Here is a 20,644-nt window from a genome sequence, read left to right as displayed (position 1 = left end):
GAATCAGGTATTTAAAGGAAAAGCGATGAGTACTGCTGCTTTGGTAGAAGGCAAGATCGTACAGTGCATCGGCGCCGTTATCGACGTGGAATTCCCGCGCGACAGCATGCCGAAGATCTACGACGCGCTCATTCTCGATGGCTCGGAACTGACGCTCGAAGTCCAGCAGCAGCTGGGCGACGGCGTGGTCCGTACCATTTGTCTGGGTGCATCCGACGGCCTGCGCCGCGGCCTGACCGTGAAGAACACGAGCAAGCCGATTTCGGTTCCGGTCGGCAAGCCGACCCTCGGTCGTATCATGGACGTGCTCGGCCGTCCGATCGACGAAGCCGGCCCGATCGAGAGCGAAACGACGCGTTCGATCCACCAGAAGGCTCCGGCGTTCGACGAACTGTCGCCGTCGACCGAACTGCTCGAAACGGGTATCAAGGTTATCGACCTGATCTGCCCGTTCGCAAAGGGCGGCAAGGTTGGCCTGTTCGGCGGTGCTGGCGTGGGCAAGACCGTCAACATGATGGAGCTCATCAACAACATCGCGAAGGAACACGGCGGTTACTCCGTGTTCGCGGGCGTGGGCGAGCGTACCCGTGAAGGGAACGACTTCTACCACGAAATGAAGGACTCGAACGTTCTCGACAAGGTCGCGCTGGTGTACGGCCAGATGAACGAGCCGCCGGGCAACCGTCTGCGCGTCGCGCTGACCGGCCTGACGATGGCCGAGCACTTCCGTGACGAAGGCCTCGACGTGCTGTTCTTCGTCGACAATATCTACCGTTTCACGCTGGCCGGTACCGAAGTGTCGGCACTGCTCGGCCGTATGCCGTCGGCAGTGGGCTATCAGCCGACGCTGGCTGAAGAAATGGGCAAGCTGCAAGAGCGCATCACGTCGACCAAGAAGGGCTCGATTACGTCGGTTCAGGCCGTGTACGTCCCTGCGGACGACTTGACCGACCCGTCGCCGGCAACCACCTTCGGCCACCTGGACGCAACCGTCGTTCTGTCGCGTGACATCGCTTCGCTGGGTATCTACCCGGCGGTCGACCCGCTCGACTCGACGTCGCGCCAGATCGACCCGAACGTGATCGGTGAAGAACACTACTCGATCACCCGTCGCGTTCAGCAGACGCTGCAGCGCTACAAGGAACTGCGCGACATCATCGCGATTCTGGGCATGGACGAACTGTCGCCGGAAGACAAGCTGTCGGTCGCACGTGCGCGTAAGATCCAGCGTTTCCTGTCGCAGCCGTTCCACGTCGCTGAAGTGTTCACGGGCTCGCCGGGCAAGTACGTGCCGCTGAAGGAAACGATCCGTGGCTTCAAGATGATCGTCGACGGCGAGTGCGACCACCTGCCGGAACAGGCGTTCTACATGGTCGGCACGATCGACGAAGCCTTCGAAAAGGCCAAGAAGATCTCGTAAGGGTCAGGCGTAACGCAGCGGGCGCCGGTACGTTCGTGACGGATACCGTGATGGTATCCGTTCGCGGACAGGCGCCCACGGAATACGCTCAACCCGCCGTGCATGGGATCGGAGTAAGCGCTCGAGTGCTCGCTTCGATCGACAGGAGTCGATATGGCAACCATCAAAGTAGACGTCGTCAGCGCGGAAGAGCAGATCTTCTCGGGCGAGGCGAAATTCGTCGCGCTGCCGGGCGAAACGGGTGAGCTGGGCATTCTGCCGGGCCACACGCCGCTCATCACCCGGATTCGTCCGGGTGCGGTGCGCATCGAAGTCGAGGGCGGCAACGACGAATTCGTGTTCGTCGCAGGCGGCATTCTCGAAGTGCAGCCGGGCGCCGTGACGGTGCTCGCCGATACCGCGATCCGCGGCAAGGACCTCGACGCGGCGAAAGCCGAGGAAGCGCGCAAGCGTGCCGAGGAAACGCTGCAGAACGCGAAGTCGGACCTCGACCTCGCAAAGGCGCAATCCGAGCTCGCGACCGCGATGGCGCAGCTCGAAGCGATCCAGCGTCTGGCGAAGATCCGCAGCCGGCACTGAGCCGCGCGCGCGTATCCCGCGAAAAGAAAGCAGCCTTCGGGCTGCTTTTTTTTCGCCCGTCGGTTTCGTCTGTTTTTTGCGGGCCGGATCGTATCGTCCGGTCGTGCTATTTCATCCGTCCGCCGCGATTTGCTGTCAGAGTGTCGTCAGCAGAGCGCGGCATCATCCGGGCAGAGGCAGTCCGCCGCGATCGTGGCGGAGCAGGCACGCGCGCGAGCCGCGCGCCGGGCCGATCAGACAAAACGGACGGAGACATCGATGGCAGCAGACCTTGGCAAGGGGGCGCTGATCGCGCCCGAAAACGGACTGTCGTACGTGCGCGGCGCGACCGACGTGCCGCTATCCGAAGCGACGATCAGCCGGTTCCTGCTCGACACGGCCGGCCGCTTTCCCGATCGTCCGGCCGTCGTGTTCCGCGAACAGCAGGTGCGCTGGACCTGGCGCGAATTCGCACACGAGGTCGACGTGCTCGCGGCGGGCCTTGCGGCGCTCGGGATCGTGAAGGGCGATTGCGTCGGCATCTGGTCGCCGAACCGCAGCGAATGGCTGCTCACGCAGTTCGCGACCGCGCGGATCGGCGCGGTGCTCGTCAACATCAACCCGGCCTACCGGCTCGCGGAACTCGAATACGCGCTGAACAAGGTCGGCTGCAAGGCCGTGATCGCGGCCGAGCGCTTCAAGACGTCCGCGTACGTCGAGATGCTGCAGACCATCGCGCCGGAGCTGGCGAGCGCGACGCCGGGCGACCTGCACGCGGCGCGCGTGCCGAGCCTGCGCACGGTCGTGTCGATGGGTGAGGCGGCGCCGGCCGGCATGTTCCGCTTTGCCGATGTGATGGCGCGCGGCCGCGACACGCTCGATGTCGCGCGGCTCGACGCGATCGGCGCGACGCTCACGGCCACCGAGCCGATCAACATCCAGTTCACGAGCGGCACGACCGGCAGCCCGAAGGGCGCGACGCTCACGCACCGCAACGTCGTCAACAACGCACGCTCGATCGCGGCGGCGATGCGCTTCAGCGAACAGGATTCGCTCTGCATCCCGGTGCCGCTGTATCACTGCTTCGGGATGGTGCTGGCCGTGCTCGCGTGCGTGTCGAAGGGCGCGGCGATGGTGTTTCCCGGCGAGGCGTTCGATCCGGTCGCGACGCTCGCGGCCGTGGCCGACGAACGCTGTACCGCGCTGCATGGCGTGCCGACGATGTTCATCGCGGAGCTCGATCATCCGGACTTCGCGAAGTTCGACCTGTCGACGCTGCGCACCGGCATCATGGCCGGCTCGCCGTGCCCGATCGAGACGATGAAGCGCGTCGTGTCGCAGATGCATTTGTCGGAGATCACGATCGCGTACGGGATGACGGAGACGAGCCCCGTGTCGTTCCAGAGCTCGACCGACGATCCGCTCGAGAAGCGCACGACGACGGTCGGGCGCATCCAGCCGCACCTGGAGGTGAAGATCGTCGATCCGAACGGCGAGATCGTGCCGGTCGGCGCGACGGGCGAGCTGTGCACGAAGGGCTATTCGGTGATGCTCGGCTATTGGGACGACGACGCGAAGACGCGCGAGGTGCTGGTCGACGGCTGGATGCATACGGGCGACCTCGCGACGCTCGACGCGGACGGCTACTGCAACATCGTCGGCCGGCTGAAGGACATGGTGATCCGCGGTGGCGAGAACGTGTATCCGCGCGAGATCGAGGAATTCCTGTTCAGGCATCCGAAGATTCAGAGCGCGCAGGTGTTCGGCGTGCCCGATGCGAAGTACGGCGAGGAGCTGTGCGCGTGGATCGTGCTGCGCGCGGACGAGCAGATGACCGAGGACGACGTGCGCGCGTTCTGCAGCGGCCAGATCGCGCACTACAAGATTCCGCGCTACATCCGCTTCGTCGACGAGCTGCCGATGACGGTGACGGGCAAGGTGCAGAAGTTCGTGATGCGCGACCGGATGATCGAGGAACTGAAGCTGGACGTGCAGAAGACCGCGTGAGAGGACCAGTTGGCCCGGCGGCAGGAAAAAACGCGGCGGCCTGCGGGCCGTTGCGTTTTCGATGGACGAAAAAAAGCGGGCTTATTAGCCCGCTAAAAACCACACGCTACGGGGTTAGCGCGAGGAGACCAAAGATGAAACCGGATCCGGCGGGGAGCCGGAAACGACTCCAACAGGGATGCCCCTCGGAAGGGCTTCGGTACGTGACCGACTGGCTCGCAGCGCTTCGCGTCCGCTCACACTTGGCACACGAGACCGCATCCGTGTTGAAACCGTTGAGGCCATTGTGGGCGAATTGCTCACCCCTCGCGGTAACAAAGTGTTTCAGGTTGTAACGCCCGCCAGATAAGGCTTTCCGGGATTTTTTGCTGTTTTCGGGGTCCTGAAAAAGGTCATATTTACTTATCTTTTCCGCAGAGTTTTCAGCGGTTGCACATAATGCGTTTTTCATGCGTATCGGCATCAATGAATGGCCGATTTACACGCCCGAATGTGCATCGCGCGGCAGATACCGCATATGACGACTCATTCGTCAGAAAGATTTTGAAACGTGATCGGCGCGCGCGGTAGTCGGCCATTCGGCCGATTTGCGCGGTTTTCCGCCTGCAGCCCGCTGCGCCGATGTGTAACGGCGGTGCAGCGGACGGCTACCGCCGCCCGCGCCCCGTTCGCCGGCCGCAATAGCGGGGTCGTGTCTGCTATCGACCGCCGTTGCCGCCCGCGATCGCGCTTACTTCAGCCACTTGTCGGCGATCGCCTGGTATTCGCCGGTCGACAGCGCGAGGTGCAGCCACTGGTCGACGTACTGCTGGAACACGACGTCGCCGCGCGGCACCATGTACGCCTTTTCACCGAACTGGAACGGCTTGTCCGGGTGCACCGAGCACAGGCCCGGATTCAGCTTTTGCTGCAGCAGCGTCTCGGATGCGTCCGTCACCATGACGTCCGCCTTGCCCGCGAGGATCTGCTTGAAGATCGTCACGTTGTCAGGGTAGACGGTCAGGTTCGCGCGCGTGAAGAACTGCTTCGCGAAGCGCTCGTTGGTGCCGCCCGGGTTCACGATCACGCGGGTCTCGGGCCGGTCGATCTGCGCGACGGTCTGGTACTTGTCGGCGTCCGCGCAGCGCACGATCGGCGTCTTGCCGTCGACCACGTACGGCTGCGTGAAGAACACGCGCTTCTGGCGCTCGAGCGTCGTCGACACGCCGCCCACCGCGATATCGCACTTCGCAACGAAGTCGTTGGTGAGGTTCGACCAGCTCGTCTTCACGAAGTCGGCCTTCACGCCGAGCGATTTCGCGAGCGACTCGGCCATGTCGATGTCGATGCCCTCGAAGCGGCTGTCGCTCCGGTAGTACGAGTACGGCTTGTAGTCGCCCGTCGTGCACACGCGCAGCGTGCCGCGGGCGAGCACGTCGTCGAGCCGCGAGCCGGCTGCAGCGGCTGACGCCGGCGCTGTCGTGGCCGTACCCTGCGCGTGCGCGGCGGCGCAGCAAAGCAGGGTGGCGGCGGCGAGCGCGGCCCGCGCGGCCCGCGTGGCAAGTGTCTTCATCGGTCTCCTCCGTGGATCGGTTCGATATCAGCGTCCGATCATAACGGAGCCATCGCGCGCGTCATATGGCCGCCATCGCATCGACATACGCAGCCGTGCGGCCCCGCTCCGGTAAAATGCCGCTTTGCCCTCGCATCGTCGCTCCTACCGTGGCCCATACCCTGCTCAACGACACCTTCCTGCGTGCGCTTCTGCGCGAGCCGACCGACTACACGCCGATCTGGCTGATGCGCCAGGCCGGCCGCTACCTGCCCGAGTACAACGCGACGCGCGCGCGCGCCGGCAGCTTCCTCGGCCTCGCGAAGAATCCCGATTACGCGACCGAAGTGACGCTGCAGCCGCTCGAGCGCTTCCCGCTCGACGCCGCGATCCTGTTCTCGGACATCCTGACGATTCCCGACGCGATGGGCCTCGGCCTCGACTTCCAGGTCGGCGAAGGGCCGAAGTTCGCGCATCCGGTGCGCACCGAGGCCGATGTCGCGAAGCTCGCGGTGCCCGACATCGAGGAAACGCTCGGCTACGTGACGGGCGCCGTGCGCGAGATTCGCCGCGCGCTGACCGACGGCCAGGGCCGCCAGCGCGTGCCGCTGATCGGCTTCTCGGGCAGCCCGTGGACGCTCGCGTGCTACATGGTCGAAGGCGGCGGGTCGGACGACTTCCGCACGGTGAAGTCGATGGCGTATTCGCGCCCCGACCTGATGCACCGCATCCTCGACGTGAACGCGCAGGCTGTGGCCGCGTACCTGAACGCGCAGATCGAAGCCGGCGCGCAGGCCGTGATGATCTTCGATACGTGGGGCGGCGCGCTGGCGGACGGCGCATACCAGCGCTTCTCGCTGGACTACATCCGTCGCGTGGTCGCGCAACTGAAGCGCGAGCATGACGGCGAGCGCGTGCCGGTGATCACGTTCACGAAGGGCGGCGGGCTGTGGCTCGAGGAAATCGCGGCGACCGGCGTCGACGCGGTCGGGCTCGACTGGACGGTCAACCTCGGCGCCGCGCGCGAACGCGTCGCGGGGCGCGTCGCGCTGCAGGGCAACCTCGACCCGACGATCCTGTTTGCGCCGCCGGCCGCGGTGCGCGAGCAGGCGCGCGCGGTACTCGACAGCTACGGCAATCATCCCGGCCACGTATTCAACCTCGGCCACGGCATCTCGCAGTTCACGTCGCCCGATCACGTCGCCGAGCTCGTCGACGAAGTGCACACCCACAGCCGCAAGATCCGTAGCGGAGCGGCGGGCTGAGCGCAAGCGCTGTCATGCTGCACTGCGGGGTGACAGCGTTTCGCTGTCCGCGCTAAACAGGGCGCAACCCCGCCCAGGTTGCCGATCCATGGCTTGTCAAGACTTGACTTATGCACATTTTCCACGTTGCAGCGCGGTAGAGCCCTGTATCGGTCGAATTGTCTCGCTATGGTTGGGTAATTTGAATAGCAGCCTTATGGAATAAGGCTCCGCGGGGCGCGGCACACGGCGGCCGGAAACAGCGGAAAGCACGGCCCCGCGCGCTTTGCGGCGATTGGACGGGGAGTTCTCAACAAAGTTATCCACAGGCTGGTCAGGGTATACGGCGATTCCTAATGCGAATCCAAAACTTAGCGCCGAATCTGAAGGTTTACTTTAAGTTCGCCACCGTGATGCGGACTCGGATGCAAGTCGTCCGTGCGCTGTGCGCTGCCGCCGGAGCGCGGTGATGGACGGCACCTACCTGCGGGTCGCCCTCGACCATCCGCTCGCCACCCTGTTCGACTACCGCTGCGACGTCCAGCCGGCGCCCGAGCCCGGCACCCTCGTGCAGGTGCCGTTCGGCAAGCGGCAGGTCGTCGGCCTCGTCTGCGAAGTGACGACTCACACCGACGTGCCGCCGTCCCGCTTGCGGGCGATCGACGCGATCTGTACCGAGCTGCCGCCGCTGGCGCCGGACTGGCTTGCGCTCGTCTCCTTCGCGGCCGACTACTACCAGCGCGGTCGCGGTGAAGTCGCGCTGCCGGCGTTGCCGCAGGCGCTGCGCGACGCGGAGCGCTGGGGGCGGCTGCTGGCGCCCGAGGTGCGTCACCGGCTGACCGAAGCCGGCCGCACGGCGCTGCCCGATGCACTGCCCGCGCGCGGGGCCGCGTTGCGGCGGCTCGCGCAGGCACTCGCCGACACCGATTCGCTGACGCTGCCCGATGCGCGCGCATTGCATCCGAAGGCGGCGGCCACGCTCGACGACTGGGCGGCGCGCGGCTGGGTCGCGATCGAGGAAATCGGCTGGGCCGACGCAGCTGTGCCCAAAGCTGTGGATAACCTGTCGACAACCGGTGGACGAACTGTGCCGCCGGCGCTCACCGACCAGCAGGCCGAGGCGCTCGACGCGATCCGCGCCGCGCAGGGCTTCGCGCCGTTCCTGCTGCATGGCGTGACCGGCAGCGGCAAGACCGAGGTGTATCTGCATGCGCTCGCCGCGTTGCTCGATGCGCGGCCCGACGCGCAGGCGCTCGTGCTGGTACCCGAAATCAACCTGACGCCGCAGTTCGAGGCCGCGTTTCGCGCGCGCTTCGCGGGCACGCTCGCCGACGACGCGATCGTCACGCTGCACAGCGGGCTCGCCGAAGGCGAACGGGCGCGCAACTGGCTCGCCGCGCACACGGGCCGCGCGCGGATCGTGCTCGGCACGCGGCTCGCGGTGCTCGCGTCGCTGCCGACGCTCGCGCTGATCGTCGTCGACGAGGAGCACGAGCCCGCGTACAAGCAGCAGGAAGGGCTGCGCTATTCGGCGCGCGATCTCGCGGTGTGGCGCGCGAAGCATCTCGGCATTCCGGTCGTGCTCGGTTCGGCGACACCGTCGCTCGAGACCTGGTGGCAGGCCGAGCAGGGGCGCTACACGCGCCTCACGCTGTCGCGCCGCGCGGTGGCCGACGCGACGCTGCCGACCGTGCGGCTGATCGATCTCGAAGAGGAGCGGCGGCGCGGGCGCGCGTCGATGGGCGGGCTGTCGGGGCCGCTCGTCGCGGCGCTGAAGGCGCGGCTCGAGCGCGGCGAGCAGAGCCTCGTGTTCCTGAACCGGCGCGGCTACGCACCGCAGCTTGCGTGCGACGCGTGCGGCTGGGTCGCCGGTTGCCCGCGCTGCAGCGCCTATGTCGTGCTGCACAAACCCGAGCACGCGTTGCGCTGCCATCACTGCGGCTGGGAAGCGCGCATTCCGCGTTCGTGCCCGGAATGCGGGAACGTCGACATCGCGCCGCTCGGGCGCGGCACGCAGCGCATCGAGGAGGCGCTCGCCGAGGCCGTGCCGGGCGCACGGATCCTGCGGATCGACGCGGACAGCACGCGGCGCAAGGGCAGTGCGCAGGCGCTGTTCTCGGATGTGCACGCCGGTGAAGTCGACATTCTGGTCGGCACGCAGATGATCGCGAAGGGGCACGACTTCCAGCGCGTGTCGCTCGTCGGCGTGCTCAATGCCGACACCGCGCTGTTCTCGCACGACTTCCGCGCGAGCGAGCGGCTGTTCGCGCAGCTGATGCAGGTGAGCGGCCGCGCGGGGCGCGCGGGGCTGCCGGGCGAGGTGCTCGTGCAGACGCGTTATCCGCGTCACGCGCTGTATCACGCGCTCGGCCGGCAGGATTACGTCGGCTTCGCGAACTCGACGCTCGGCGAGCGCCGCGACGCGCACCTGCCACCGTTCGTCTACCAGGCGCTGCTGCGCGCCGAAGGGCGCACGCTCGACGCGGCGCTCGCGTTCCTGCTGCAGGCCGCGGCCGCGTTGCCGGGGCTGCCGGGTGCCGATCGCGTGACCGTGTACGACGCGGTGCCGATGACGATCGTGAAGGTCGCGAACGTCCACCGCGCGCAACTGCTGCTCGAAAGCGCGTCGCGGGCCGCGCTGCAGCACGCGCTGCGCGCATGGCAGCCGGAACTGCGTGCGCTGAAGGGCGTGCTGCGCTGGAGCGTCGAGGTCGATCCGCTGGATATCTGAGTGGTGCGGCGGCGGTCGTCGTGTCGCGCGCCGCTTCCTCGGCATCGAGCCGGCCGAGCTGCCGAGCTGCCGAGCTGCCGAGCTGCCGAGCTGCCGAGCTGCCGAGCTGCCGAGCTGCCGAGCTGCCGAGCTGCCGACCCGCCGACCCGCCGACCCGCCGACCCGCCGACCCGCCGACCCGCCGACCCGCCGACCCGCCGACCCGCCGACCCGCCGACCCGCCGACCCGCCGACCCCGCCGAGCGGCATGCAATCCCTGCCGGACGCGCGTTCCATACCTGCCTGCGGTACCCGCCGTTCCGGCCAGTGCAACCCGTCTTTCCCCTCCGCCGCGCACACCGAAGGTTGCCCACGCGCGCCAACTCGCCCTCGATCAGGGAAAACACCGATCCGCCGACCACGGGCAACCCCTAGGTTGCGACCTTATAAGTGGCTGATTATATTGAGTAACTTCGAGGTGCAACCAATCTCTTAATTCGGTTGCACCTTTTTATTGCGTGCCGTAGGATTTCGCGCATCCTCTCACACCACATTGCCGGGCTCGCACCGGCGCACGAACCCACCATGGCAAGCACGACTCTTGGCGTCAAAGTCGACGACCTTCTCCGCTCGCGCCTGAAAGACGCGGCAGCGCGTCTCGAGCGCACTCCCCACTGGCTGATCAAGCAGGCGATCTTCGCGTACCTCGAGCGGATCGAGCACGGCCAGCTGCCGCCCGAACTGTCGGGCAGCAGCGGTGTGACGGAGCTCGCCGACGGCCAGACGCCGGACGGTGACGACGACAACTCGCCGCATCCGTTCCTCGAGTTCGCCCAGAACGTGCAGCCGCAATCGGTGCTGCGCGCGGCGATCACGGCCGCATATCGCCGCCCCGAACCGGAATGCGTGCCGTTCCTGCTTGGCCAGGCGCGCCTGCCGGCGAACCTGCAGGCCGACGTGCAGACGCTCGCGACGCAGCTCGTCGAGGCGCTGCGCGAGAAGAGTTCGGGCGGCGGCGTCGAAGGGCTGATCCACGAGTTCTCGCTGTCGAGCCAGGAAGGCGTCGCGCTGATGTGTCTGGCCGAAGCGCTGTTGCGGATCCCCGATCGCGCGACGCGCGATGCGCTGATTCGCGACAAGATCAGCAAGGGCGACTGGCGCTCGCACGTCGGCCACGCACCGTCGCTGTTCGTGAACGCGGCGACCTGGGGGCTGATGATCACCGGCAAGCTCGTGACGACCAACAGCGAAGCGGGCCTGTCGTCGGCGCTCACGCGCCTGATCGGCCGTGGCGGCGAACCGCTGATCCGCAAGGGCGTCGACATGGCGATGCGCCTGATGGGCGAGCAGTTCGTCACCGGCGAGACGATTTCCGAGGCGCTGGCCAACAGCCGCAAGTACGAAGCGCGCGGCTTCCGCTACTCGTACGACATGCTCGGCGAAGCGGCGACGACCGAAGAGGACGCGCAGCGCTACTACGCGTCGTACGAGCAGGCGATCCACGCGATCGGCAAGGCGGCCGGCGGCCGCGGCATCTACGAAGGCCCGGGCATCTCGATCAAGCTGTCGGCGCTGCACGCGCGCTACTCGCGCTCGCAGCAGGACCGCACGATGAGCGAGCTGCTGCCGCGCGTGCGTGCGCTTGCGCTGCTCGCGCGCCGCTACGACATCGGCCTGAACATCGACGCGGAAGAAGCCGACCGTCTCGAGCTGTCGCTCGACCTGCTGGAAGCGCTGTGCTTCGATCCGGAACTCGCGGGCTGGAACGGCATCGGCTTCGTCGTGCAGGGTTACCAGAAGCGCTGCCCGTTCGTGATCGACTACCTGATCGACCTCGCGCGCCGCAGCCGTCACCGCCTGATGATCCGCCTGGTGAAGGGCGCGTACTGGGACACCGAAATCAAGCGTGCGCAGGTCGACGGCCTCGAAGGCTATCCGGTCTACACGCGCAAGATCTACACGGACGTGTCGTATCTCGCGTGCGCGAAGAAGCTGCTCGCGGCGCCGGATGCCGTCTATCCGCAGTTCGCGACGCACAACGCGCACACGCTGGCCGCGATCTACCAGCTCGCGGGCCAGAACTACTACCCGGGCCAGTACGAATTCCAGTGTCTGCACGGGATGGGCGAGCCGCTGTACGAGGAAGTCACGGGCCGCGACAAGCTGAACCGTCCGTGCCGCGTGTACGCGCCGGTCGGCACGCACGAGACGCTGCTCGCGTACCTGGTGCGCCGCCTGCTGGAAAACGGCGCGAACACGTCGTTCGTGAACCGCATCGCCGATAAGACCGTGCCGGTGAAGGAACTGGTCGCCGATCCGGTCGACGAAGCGTCGAAGGTCGTGCCGCTCGGCGCGCCGCACGCGAAGATCCCCCTGCCGCGCAACCTGTACGGCGACGAGCGTCCCAACTCGATGGGCCTCGACCTGTCGAACGAACACCGTCTCGCATCGCTGTCGTCCGCGCTGCTCGCGAGCGCGCACTTCCCGTGGCGCGCGGCGCCGATGCTCGACGACGACTCGCTCGCCGACGCACCGGCACGCGACGTGCGCAACCCGGCCGATCAGCGCGACCTGGTCGGCACGGTCAGCGAAGCGACGGCCGAGCACGTGAGCGCGGCGCTCGCGCACGCGGTGGCCGCCGCGCCGATCTGGCAGGCGACGCCGGTCGATGCGCGCGCCGACTGCCTGGTGCGCGCGGCCGACCTGCTCGAAGCGCAGATGCACACGCTGATGGGCCTGATCGTGCGCGAAGCCGGCAAGTCGCTGCCGAACGCGATCGCTGAAATCCGCGAAGCAGTCGACTTCCTGCGCTACTACGCGGCGCAGATCCGCGACGAATTCTCGAACGACACGCACCGTCCGCTCGGCCCCGTGGTCTGTATCAGCCCGTGGAACTTCCCGCTCGCGATCTTCATGGGCCAGGTGGCCGCTGCGCTCGCGGCCGGCAACACGGTGCTCGCGAAGCCGGCCGAACAGACGCCGCTGATCGCCGCCCAGGCCGTGCGCCTGCTGCGCGAGGCCGGCGTGCCGGCCGGCGCGGTGCAGCTGCTGCCGGGCACGGGCGAGACCGTCGGCGCGGCGCTGGTCGCCGATCCGCGCACGCGTGCGGTGATGTTCACCGGCTCGACCGAAGTCGCGCGCCTGATCAACAAGACGCTGTCCGCGCGCCTCGACCCGGACGGCAAGCCGATTCCGCTGATCGCGGAAACGGGCGGCCAGAACGCGATGATCGTCGACTCGTCGGCGCTCGCGGAGCAGGTCGTCGCGGACGTGATGCAGTCGTCGTTCGACTCGGCCGGTCAACGGTGTTCGGCGCTGCGCGTTCTGTGTCTGCAGGACGATGTCGCGGACCGCACGCTGACGATGCTGAAGGGCGCGATGCACGAGCTGGCGCTCGGCAACCCGGACCGGTTGTCGACCGACGTCGGCCCGGTGATCGACGGCGAAGCGAAGCAGACGATCGACACGCACGTCGCGACGATGACGGACAAGGGTCACACGGTCACGCAACTGCCGGCGCCCGATGCATGCGCGCACGGCACGTTCGTGCCGCCGACGCTGATCGAGATCGGCAGCATCGACGAGCTGAAGCGTGAAGTGTTCGGCCCCGTGCTGCACGTCGTGCGCTATCGCCGCAGCCAGCTTGACAAGCTGCTCGAGCAGATCCGCGCGACGGGTTACGGCCTGACGCTCGGCATCCACACGCGGATCGACGAGACGATCGCGCACGTGATCTCGAACGCGCACGTCGGCAACATCTACGTGAACCGCAACGTGATCGGCGCGGTGGTCGGCGTGCAGCCGTTCGGCGGCGAAGGGCTGTCGGGCACGGGCCCGAAGGCCGGCGGCGCGCTGTACCTGCAGCGCCTGCTCGCGACGCGTCCGTCGGGCCTGCCGCGTTCGCTCGCGCAGACGCTGATCGCGGACGGCGCGGTCGATGGCGAACAGCGCGGCAACCCGGCGACGGCGCTGACCGCGCTGCGCGACTGGCTGATCGAGCAACGCGAACCGGCGCTGGCCGCCCGCTGCGACGGCTACCTGGCGCAGGTGCCGGCCGGTGCGACCGCGGTGCTGACCGGCCCGACGGGCGAGCGAAACACGTATACACTCGGCCCGCGCGGCACGGTGCTGTGTGTCGCGGCAACGCCGAGCGGCGCGCGCGCGCAGTTCGCGGCGGTGCTGGCGACGGGCAACCGCGCGCTGTTCGCCGGTGCCGCGGGCGAGGCGCTGGTGGCCGCGCTGCCGGCTGCGCTGAAGGCGCATGCGGCCGTGCGCAAGCAGGCCGACGCGCCGTTCGACGCGGTGCTGTTCGAAGGCGACAGCGACGAGCTGCAGACGCTCGTGAAGGACGTCGCGCAGCGGCCGGGCCCGATCGTGTCGGTGCAGGGCGTGTCGGCGGGCGCGTTCGAGAACGGCGATGCGGAAGACTACGCGCTCGAGCGCCTGCTGACCGAGCGCTCGGTGAGCGTGAACACGGCCGCGGCGGGCGGCAACGCGAATTTGATGACGATCGGCTGACCATCCTTGCCGTTCGGATCAATCAAAGGAAGCGGCAAGGCGATCCCGAAGCCGCTCCATTTACCCTGGTACCAAGGAGAAGCTATGCAACACACGATGAAAAAGCTGGCAGGCGCGACGTTCGTCGCTGTCATGTCGCTGGCGGGGACGGCCCATGCGGATGACGTGAAGATCGGTTACGCAGGGCCGATGACGGGCGCCCAGGCTCACTACGGCAAGGATATGCAGAACGGGATCGCGCTCGCGCTGGAAGACTTCAACGCGACCAGCCCGAAGATCGGCGGCAAGCCGGTGAAGTTCGTGCTCGAGACGCAGGACGACCAGGCTGACCCGCGCACCGGCACGACGGTCGCGCAGAAGCTCGTCGACGACGGCATCAAGGGCATGCTCGGCCATTTCAACTCGGGCACGACGATTCCCGCTTCGCGCATCTACGCGAACGCCGGCATTCCGGAAATCGCGATGGCGACGGCGCCGGAATACACGCAGCAGGGTTACAAGACGACCTTCCGCATGATGACGTCCGACACGCAGCAGGGCTCGGTGGCGGGCACCTTCGCGTCGAAGGATCTCGGCATGAAGAAGATCGCGATCGTCGACGACCGCACGGCCTACGGCCAGGGTCTCGCCGACCAGTTCGAGAAGGCCGCGAAGGCCGGCGGCGCGACGATCGTCGACCGTGAATTCACGAATGACAAGGCGGTCGACTTCAAGGCGATCCTGACCAAGCTGAAGGCCGCGAAGCCGGACCTCGTCTACTACGGCGGCGCGGATTCGCAGGCAGCGCCGATGGTCAAGCAGATGAAGACGCTCGGCATCGCCGCACCGCTGATGAGCGGCGAAATGGTGAAGACGCCGACGTTCCTGAAGATCGCGGGCAACGCGGCCGACGGCACGATCGCGTCGCTGGCAGGCCTGCCGCTCGAAGAAATGCCGGGCGGCAAGACCTACGCCGACAAGTACAAGAAGCGCTTCGGCGAAGACGTGCAGACGTACTCGCCGTACGCGTACGACGGCGCGATGGCGATGCTGAACGCGATGAAGAAGGCCGATTCGACCGATCCGGCGAAGTACCTGCCGGTGCTCGCGAAGACCGACATGGCCGGCGTCACGTCGTCGCACGTTGCGTACGACGCGAAGGGCGACCTGAAGAACGGCGGCATCACGATGTACAAGGTCGAGAAGGGCGAGTGGAAGCCGCTGAAGAGCATCGGCGGCAAGTAAGCATGGCGTGAGCGCGGGCGGGGGCGTCGCAACGTCCCGTCCCGCATCTCGCGCGAAAAAGCCATCGGGCCGTCGGGTCCGGTGGCTTTTTCTTTGGCTTCGGCGCTACTCGCGTCGCGTGCGCAGCAGGAACTTCTGCAGCTTGCCGGTCGGCGTGCGTGGCAGCGTTTCCGCGAACACGAATTCGCGCGGAATCTTGTACGCGGCGAGCCGCTCGCCGCAGAACGCGCGCAGCGCATCCGCATCGGGCGCAGCGCTCGCGCGCAGCACGACGTGCGCGACGACCGTCTCGCCCCAGTCCGGATGCGGGACGCCGACGACGGCCGCTTCCGCGATGTCCGGATGCGCGTCGAGCACGTCCTCCACTTCTTTCGAATAGACGTTCTCGCCGCCCGTCACGATCATGTCCTTCAGCCGGTCGACGATGAACAGGTAGCCATCCTGATCGATCCGCGCGATGTCGCCGGTGCGATACCAGCCGTCCGGCGCGAATGCGGCGCGCGTCGCGGCCGGGTCGTCGAGATAGCCGAGCATCATGCTGTCGGCCTTCAGCCAGATCTCGCCGGTGTCGCCCGGCAGCGCGTCGGCGCCATTGCTCCGCACGACCCGCAGGTCGACGCCGGGGCCGCCCTGGTGACCGATCGAGCCGGCCTTCGCGATCTGCTCGTCCGGATACAGCGTGGTGCCGGCCGGGCCCGTTTCCGTCATCCCGTACACCTGGAAAAACGCGTTGCTGCGATACGCATGCGCGAGCCGTTCGGCCTGCGCGGCGCCGATCGGGCCGCCGCCATACAGCCATGCGCGCACGCTCGACAGGTCGAACGCCGCGAAGCGCTCGATCGTGTCGAGCGGCAGCGTATACGACACCGGCGCGCCGAAATACAGCGTCACGCGTTCGCGCTCGACGGCCTGCAGGAAGCGCAGCGGATGGTATTCGCGCAGCAGCACGACGGTGCCGCCTGCGTACAGCGTGCCGCCGAACCAGTTGTTCAGCGGCGACGAATGCCAGATCGGCATCGCCATCAGCGTGCGTTCGTTGCGGCCGATGCCGGTCGCGAGTGCCGCCTGCATGGCTGCGAGCGTCACGGCGCGATGGCTGTGCACGCAGCCTTTCGGGCGGCCGGTCGTGCCGGACGTGTAGAGGATCTGCGCGACGTCGCCGTCGGCCGGCTCGATGCCCGCGACGCCGTCCATCGCCGCGCGCATCGCGTCGAAGTTCGGCGTGCCGGCGGCGTCGCCTTCGGTGACGAGCCGCCGCACCGGATGGATCACGCGCGCCAGCACCGGCGCGAGCGCCGCGTCGAACAGGAGCACCTTGCTGCCGCTGTGCTCGAGCACGTAGTCGACTTCCGGCGCCTGCAGCTTGTGGTTGATCGGCACGAACGCGGCGCCGAGCCGCCACGCGCCGAACATCAGGTCGACGAACGCGGGCGTGTTCAGGCACATCGCGGCGACGCGGTCGCCGGCCGCGACGCCGAGTGCGCTCAGCACGGCCGCTGCGCGATGCGAGCGCTCGCGCGCGGCGGCGTACGTGACCGCCGTGTCGTCGTGGATCAGGAACGGCTTGTCGGGCGTCGCACGGGCGGCGCGGTCGAGGGCGGCGACGAGGTTCATCATGGCTCCACGCGAGGAGAACGAGGGGGGCGTCAGGCCGGGTACGCGCGCTGCAGCAGCGCGGCGACGTCGAGCGCGTGCGGGTCGAAGCCGCCCGCGATGCGGCCCCAGTCGGGCGCGGCGAGCCGGGTCGCGACGAATACGTCGGCGACGAACGCGGGCGCGTCGCGCCGCAGCAGGCACGCCTGCGCGACCAGCGCGAGCCGTTGCGCGAACACTCGCGCCGACGCCTCGAGCGTGTCGGCCGGCGCCGCGAGCATCGCGCGCAGCGTATCCAGCGCCGCGCGGATGCGCGGTTCGCCCGCGCCGAGGTCGGCCAGTTCGGCGAGCAGCGCCGCGGCCGCGTCGGGCTCGCGCGACACCGCGCGCAGCACGTCGAGGCACATCACGTTGCCGGAGCCTTCCCAGATCGAGTTGACCGGCGCTTCGCGGAACAGGCGCGCGATCGGGCCGTCGTCGACGTAGCCGTTGCCGCCGAACACTTCCATCACCTCGCCGGTCAGCTCGACCGCGCGCTTGCAGACCCAGAATTTCGCGGCGGGCGTGACGATCCGCTTCCACGCGCGTTCGCGCGGCGCGTCGTCGCGCTCGAACGCGTCGGCCAGGCGCATCGCGAGCACGAGCGCGGCCTCGCTTTCGAGCGCGAGATCGGCGAGCACGGTGCGCATCAGCGGCTGCTCGGCGAGCGCGCGGCCGAACGCGTGGCGCCGCCGCGTGTACGCGATCGCCTGCACGACGCCCTGGCGCAGCATCGCCGCGCTGCCGAGCACGCAGTTCAGCCGCGTGTAGGTGGCCATCTCGAGGATGGTCGGAATGCCGCGGCCTTCGTCGCCGAGCATGATCCCCCATGCGTCGTTCAGCTCGATCTCGCTGCTCGAGTTGCTGCGGTTGCCGATCTTGTTCTTCAGCCGCTGGATCTCGACCGCATTCTTCGTGCTGTCGGGCCGCCAGCGCGGCACGTAGAAGCACGACGGGCTGCCCGCTTCGGTGCGCGCGACGACCAGGTGCGCGTCGCACATCGGCGCGGAGAAGAACCACTTGTGGCCGCGCAGCCGGTATTCGCCGCCGCGCCCGCCCGCGCCGACCGGAGTCGCCAGCGTCGTGTTCGCGCGCACGTCGGAGCCGCCCTGTTTCTCGGTCATCCCCATGCCGAACCAGATCGAGCGCTTGTCGGCGACCGGCACGTCGCGCGGATCGTAGTCGTCGCTGTACAGCTTGTCGCGCAGCAGGCCCCACAGCGCGGGCTCCTTCTGCAGTACCGGAATCGCGGCCTGCGTCATCGTCGCCGGGCACAGCGTGCCGGCCTCGATCTGGCCGTGCAGGTAGAAGCCGGCCGCGGTCGCGGCCCAGCGGCCGGGGCGCGTGTCGCGGAACGCGAGCGACACGAAGCCCTCGTTGCGGTACATGCCGAGCAGCGTGTGCCAGGCCGGATGGAAGTCGACGCGGTCGATGCGCCGGCCGCGCCGGTCGAACGCGTTCAGTTCCGGCGCGTGGCGGTTCGCTTCGTCGGCGAGCTGTGCGGTGTCGGCGCTGCCGAGCCGCGCGCCGTACGCGTCGAGCCGCGGCACGGCCCAGTCGGCGCCCGCGCGGGCGAGTGCGTCGCGCAGCGCGACATCGGTGGCGAAGAGGTTATAGTCGACCAGTTCGTCGAACTGGTTCGTGACGGCTTGGGTCGATTCGGTCATCGGGCTGTCTCCGGTCTCGTGCGTCGCGGTCTGCCGGTCAAACGCGTTTCCGCTGAATTTCAGAGTAGCAAATATGCCGCCGCGACATGTTCAGGTTCCGGCGCCGCCCGGCCAGCCGGCGGCGCAACCCGCGCCCGCGCTGCGTCGCCGGCCGCGCCAGTCGCGCGCGCAGGTCACGTCCGACGCGCTGCAGCAGGCCTTCGTTCAGCTTTTGCTCGAGCGCGGCTACGCGAAGGCAACGATTCGCGAGATCGCGGCCGTCGCGGGCGTAAGCGTCGGCACCTTCTACGAATACTTCGGCGACAAGCAGAGCCTCGCCGCACTGTGCATCCACCGGCGCGTGCTGGCGCTGGCCGACCGGCTGCGCGATGCGGCGCACGGGCTGCGCGGCGCGCCGCGCGCCGAGCTCGCGGCCGCGCTCGCCGACCTGCAGGTCGACGCGATCGGTGCCGACGCCGCGCTGTGGGGCGCGTTCTTCGCGCTGGAGCGGCAGGTGTCGCCGCTCGCCGCGTACCGGCGGCATTACGACGCCTTTGTCGCGCTGTGGCGCGACGCGCTCGCGCAGGCCGCCGATCCGCCGCCGGCCGCGCGGCTCGACGGGATCGCCCGGATGGCGCATGCGGTCTGCTACGGCGGCGTGTCCCAGGCGCTGCTCACGCTCGGGCCGGCACTGGACCTCGATGCGTTGCGCGGCGAGTTGCGGGCCGTGCTGAGCGCCTACCTGGCGGCCGCGGGCGCGTGACGCGCGGCGTGGCCGCGCGCGTCTAGGGGAAATGCCCGATTCGCATGCATTGCCGGTCACTCGACCTTGGCGTCGAGCCTTGCGCATGGCCGCTCATGAGAAAAATGCATGGCCGCCATGACGAACTTTCGGTTGTCCGCCGATATTGACTCGGGCTAAATCATTCCGCATGAGACCGGCCGCGCGCATCGCACGCGGCCGGCCCGAAGGACATCAGAAGGAGAACTCATGCGAAGCGCCACCAGGCCCCGTTCGAAACTGCCGGACGTCGGGACGACGATCTTCACGGTGATCGGCCAGCTTGCCGCACAGCACGATGCGCTGAACCTGTCGCAGGGCGCGCCGAATTTCGCGCCGGATCCGGCGCTCGTCGACGGCGTCGCGCGCGCGATGCGCGACGGCCACAACCAGTACGCGCCGATGGCCGGCCTCGCGTCGCTGCGCGAACGGCTCGCGGAGAAGACGGAGGCGCTGTACGGTACGCGCTACGACCCGGGCACCGAGATCACGGTGATCGCGAGCGCGAGCGAAGGGCTCTACGCGGCGATCAGCGCGCTCGTGCATCCGGGCGACGAAGTGATCTATTTCGAGCCGTCGTTCGACAGCTATGCGCCGATCGTGCGGATGCAGGGCGCGACGCCGGTCGCGATCAAGCTGTCGGCCGAACATTTCCGCGTGAACTGGGACGAAGTGGCCGCCGCGATCACGCCGCGCACGCGGATGATCGTCGTCAATACGCCGCACAACCCGACCGCGACCGTGTTCTCCGCCGACGATCTCGAACGGCTCGCGCAGCTCACGCGCGATACCGGCATCGTGGTGCTGTCGGACGAGGTCTACGAGCACGTCGTGTTCGACGGTGCGCAGCACCAGAGCGTCGCGCGTCACCGCGAGCTGGCCGAGCGCAGCGTGATCGTGTCGTCGTTCGGCAAGTCGTTCCACGTGACGGGCTGGCGGGTCGGCCATTGCGTCGCGCCGGCCGAACTGATGGACGAGATCCGCAAGGTGCACCAGTTCATGGTGTTTTCGGCCGATACGCCGATGCAGGTCGCGTTCGCGGAGATCCTCGCGCGGCCGGAAAGCTATCTCGGCCTGTCGGCGTTCTACCAGGCCAAGCGCGACCTGCTGGCGCGCGAGCTGGCCGGGTCGCGCTTCGAGTTGCTGCCGAGCGAAGGCTCGTTCTTCATGCTCGCGCGGTTCCGGCACTTCTCGGACGAGCGCGACAGCGACTTCGTGCTGCGCCTGATCCGCGATGCGCGCGTCGCGACGATTCCGCTGTCGGCGTTCTATACCGACGGCACCGACGCGGGCGTGATCCGCCTCAGTTTCTCGAAGGACGACGCGACGCTGATCGAGGGCGCGCGGCGGTTGCGTTCGCTGTAATCGCGGGC

The 20,644-nt window shown here is 68.0% G+C and carries 12 protein-coding genes; 9 read left to right on the top strand and 3 right to left on the bottom strand.

All coding sequences use genetic code 11. The features are described 5' to 3' along the window. Positions 1 to 25 precede the first annotated feature (25 nt). The 3 genes from atpD to U4Y91_RS23975 all read left to right on the top strand — a co-directional run bounded on the left by atpD (position 26) and on the right by U4Y91_RS23975 (position 3,985). Positions 26 to 1,420 carry a F0F1 ATP synthase subunit beta gene (atpD, locus tag U4Y91_RS23985; RefSeq protein WP_321802036.1) on the top strand — a complete coding sequence of 465 codons (1,395 nt, stop codon included), beginning with the start codon at positions 26 to 28 and terminating at the stop codon, positions 1,418 to 1,420. Between the two features lie 153 nt (positions 1,421 to 1,573). Continuing rightward, positions 1,574 to 1,999 (top strand): F0F1 ATP synthase subunit epsilon, encoded by a 426-nt coding sequence (locus tag U4Y91_RS23980; RefSeq protein ID WP_006477288.1) that lies wholly within the window; start codon positions 1,574 to 1,576, stop codon positions 1,997 to 1,999. A 258-nt stretch (positions 2,000 to 2,257) separates the two neighbouring features. After that, entirely contained in the window at positions 2,258 to 3,985 is a 1,728-nt protein-coding gene (locus U4Y91_RS23975; protein WP_321807159.1) for an AMP-binding protein, read from the top strand. Positions 3,986 to 4,715: 730 nt separating this feature from the next. Here the strand turns inward: U4Y91_RS23975 and U4Y91_RS23970 are convergent. Continuing rightward, positions 4,716 to 5,537 (bottom strand): transporter substrate-binding domain-containing protein, encoded by an 822-nt coding sequence (locus U4Y91_RS23970; RefSeq protein WP_321807158.1) that lies wholly within the window; start codon positions 5,535 to 5,537, stop codon positions 4,716 to 4,718. 149 nt (positions 5,538 to 5,686) lie between these two features. Here U4Y91_RS23970 and hemE point away from each other — a divergent pair, with 149 nt between their 5' ends. From hemE to U4Y91_RS23950, 4 genes are all read left to right on the top strand, one after another. After that, positions 5,687 to 6,781: a uroporphyrinogen decarboxylase gene (gene hemE, locus U4Y91_RS23965; protein WP_311766328.1), complete on the top strand. Its 1,095-nt coding sequence runs from the start codon at positions 5,687 to 5,689 to the stop codon at positions 6,779 to 6,781. Between the two features lie 448 nt (positions 6,782 to 7,229). Further along, positions 7,230 to 9,491, top strand: a complete 2,262-nt coding sequence (locus U4Y91_RS23960) for a primosomal protein N' (RefSeq protein ID WP_321807157.1) — start codon at positions 7,230 to 7,232, stop codon at positions 9,489 to 9,491. Between the two features lie 564 nt (positions 9,492 to 10,055). After that, positions 10,056 to 13,988 (top strand): trifunctional transcriptional regulator/proline dehydrogenase/L-glutamate gamma-semialdehyde dehydrogenase, encoded by a 3,933-nt coding sequence (putA, locus tag U4Y91_RS23955; protein WP_321807156.1) that lies wholly within the window; start codon positions 10,056 to 10,058, stop codon positions 13,986 to 13,988. 84 nt (positions 13,989 to 14,072) lie between these two features. Then, a complete protein-coding gene (locus tag U4Y91_RS23950) occupies positions 14,073 to 15,212 on the top strand; it encodes a branched-chain amino acid ABC transporter substrate-binding protein (protein ID WP_321807155.1) in 1,140 nt (379 codons plus the stop codon). 105 nt (positions 15,213 to 15,317) lie between these two features. Here the strand turns inward: U4Y91_RS23950 and U4Y91_RS23945 are convergent, their stop codons facing one another. Continuing rightward, positions 15,318 to 16,826: a class I adenylate-forming enzyme family protein gene (locus U4Y91_RS23945; protein WP_321807224.1), complete on the bottom strand. Its 1,509-nt coding sequence runs from the start codon at positions 16,824 to 16,826 to the stop codon at positions 15,318 to 15,320. A gap of 32 nt (positions 16,827 to 16,858) precedes the next feature. Next, positions 16,859 to 18,511 carry an acyl-CoA dehydrogenase family protein gene (locus U4Y91_RS23940; RefSeq protein WP_321807154.1) on the bottom strand — a complete coding sequence of 551 codons (1,653 nt, stop codon included), beginning with the start codon at positions 18,509 to 18,511 and terminating at the stop codon, positions 16,859 to 16,861. Between the two features lie 73 nt (positions 18,512 to 18,584). On the opposite strand from U4Y91_RS23940, the gene U4Y91_RS23935 reads away from it, so the two are divergent. Together U4Y91_RS23935 and U4Y91_RS23930 are read left to right on the top strand one after the other, a co-directional pair. Next, positions 18,585 to 19,253, top strand: a complete 669-nt coding sequence (locus U4Y91_RS23935; protein ID WP_321807153.1) for a TetR/AcrR family transcriptional regulator — start codon at positions 18,585 to 18,587, stop codon at positions 19,251 to 19,253. A gap of 228 nt (positions 19,254 to 19,481) precedes the next feature. Then, entirely contained in the window at positions 19,482 to 20,636 is a 1,155-nt protein-coding gene (locus U4Y91_RS23930) for a pyridoxal phosphate-dependent aminotransferase (protein WP_321807152.1), read from the top strand. Positions 20,637 to 20,644 lie beyond the last annotated feature (8 nt).

This window comes from Burkholderia sp. BCC1993, assembly GCF_905339865.1.
Classification (GTDB): Bacteria; Pseudomonadota; Gammaproteobacteria; order Burkholderiales; family Burkholderiaceae; genus Burkholderia.
Note: the sequence above shows the minus strand (reverse complement) of the source record. Positions and strands in the feature narration are given on the sequence as shown.

Coding starts and splice junctions, on each gene's coding strand:
- U4Y91_RS23960 (WP_321807157.1), top strand. CDS start 7,230: ATGGACGGCACCTACCTGCGGGTCGCCCTCGACCATCCGCTCGCCACC.
- U4Y91_RS23935 (WP_321807153.1), top strand. CDS start 18,585: ATGCCGCCGCGACATGTTCAGGTTCCGGCGCCGCCCGGCCAGCCGGCG.
- U4Y91_RS23975 (WP_321807159.1), top strand. CDS start 2,258: ATGGCAGCAGACCTTGGCAAGGGGGCGCTGATCGCGCCCGAAAACGGA.
- U4Y91_RS23930 (WP_321807152.1), top strand. CDS start 19,482: ATGCGAAGCGCCACCAGGCCCCGTTCGAAACTGCCGGACGTCGGGACG.
- atpD (WP_321802036.1), top strand. CDS start 26: ATGAGTACTGCTGCTTTGGTAGAAGGCAAGATCGTACAGTGCATCGGC.
- U4Y91_RS23940 (WP_321807154.1), bottom strand. CDS start 18,511: ATGACCGAATCGACCCAAGCCGTCACGAACCAGTTCGACGAACTGGTC.
- U4Y91_RS23980 (WP_006477288.1), top strand. CDS start 1,574: ATGGCAACCATCAAAGTAGACGTCGTCAGCGCGGAAGAGCAGATCTTC.
- putA (WP_321807156.1), top strand. CDS start 10,056: ATGGCAAGCACGACTCTTGGCGTCAAAGTCGACGACCTTCTCCGCTCG.
- U4Y91_RS23970 (WP_321807158.1), bottom strand. CDS start 5,537: ATGAAGACACTTGCCACGCGGGCCGCGCGGGCCGCGCTCGCCGCCGCC.
- U4Y91_RS23950 (WP_321807155.1), top strand. CDS start 14,073: ATGCAACACACGATGAAAAAGCTGGCAGGCGCGACGTTCGTCGCTGTC.
- U4Y91_RS23945 (WP_321807224.1), bottom strand. CDS start 16,826: ATGAACCTCGTCGCCGCCCTCGACCGCGCCGCCCGTGCGACGCCCGAC.